The 989-nt window shown below is 57.6% G+C and carries 1 protein-coding gene; it reads left to right on the forward strand.

Annotated features, from left to right (window positions below; all coding sequences use genetic code 11):
* A partial coding sequence (gene tnpC, locus BEA93_RS24485) for an IS66 family transposase (RefSeq protein WP_109043798.1) occupies nt 1-989 on the forward strand: 989 nt, incomplete at both ends.

Here is a 989-nt window from a genome sequence, read left to right on the forward strand (position 1 = left end):
GAATACAACCGCCTGCTCTCACAGCGGGTGGCGGCTTATGCTTCCGAAATCAACCGGCTGAAGGCGCTGGTTGCGAAACTGCAGCGTATGCAGTTCGGTAAAAGCTCAGAAAAACTTCGCGCAAAAACCGAACGGCAGATACAGGAAGCACAGGAGCGAATCAGCGCACTTCAGGAAGAAATGGCAGAAACGCTGGGTGAGCAATATGACCCGGTACTGCCATCCCCCCTGCGCCAGTCTTCAGCCCGTAAACCGTTACCGGCTTCACTTCCCCGTGAAACCCGGGTCATCCGGCCGGAAGAGGAATGCTGTCCGGCCTGTGGTGGTGAACTCAGTCCACTGGGATGTGATGTGTCAGAGCAACTGGAGCTTATCAGCAGTGCCTTTAAGGTTATCGAAACACAACGTCCGAAACAGGCCTGTTGCCGGTGCGACCATATCGTGCAGGCACCGGTGCCTTCAAAACCCATTGCACGCAGTTATGCCGGAGCGGGGCTTCTGGCCCATGTTGTCACCGGGAAATATGCAGACCATCTGCCGTTATACCGCCAGTCAGAAATATACCGTCGTCAGGGAGCTGAGCTGAGCCGTGCCACGCTGGGGCGCTGGACAGGTGCTGTTGCTGAACTACTGGAGCCGCTGTATGACGTCCTGCGCCAGTATGTGCTGATGCCCGGTAAAGTCCATGCTGATGATATCCCCGTCCCGGTCCAGGAGCCGGGCAGCGGTAAAACCCGGACAGCCCGGCTGTGGGTCTACGTCCGTGATGACCGTAACGCCGGTTCACAGATGCCCCCGGCGGTCTGGTTCGCGTACAGTCCGGACCGGAAAGGTATCCATCCACAAAATCACCTGGCCGGTTACAGCGGTGTGCTTCAGGCCGATGCTTACGGTGGCTACCGGGCGTTATACGAATCCGGCAGAATAACGGAAGCCGCGTGTATGGCTCATGCCCGGAGAAAAATCCACGATGTGCATGCAAGAGTGCC

The sequence above is a fragment of the Escherichia sp. MOD1-EC5950 genome (assembly GCF_002965345.1).
In the GTDB taxonomy this organism is placed as follows: domain Bacteria; phylum Pseudomonadota; class Gammaproteobacteria; order Enterobacterales; family Enterobacteriaceae; genus Escherichia; species Escherichia marmotae.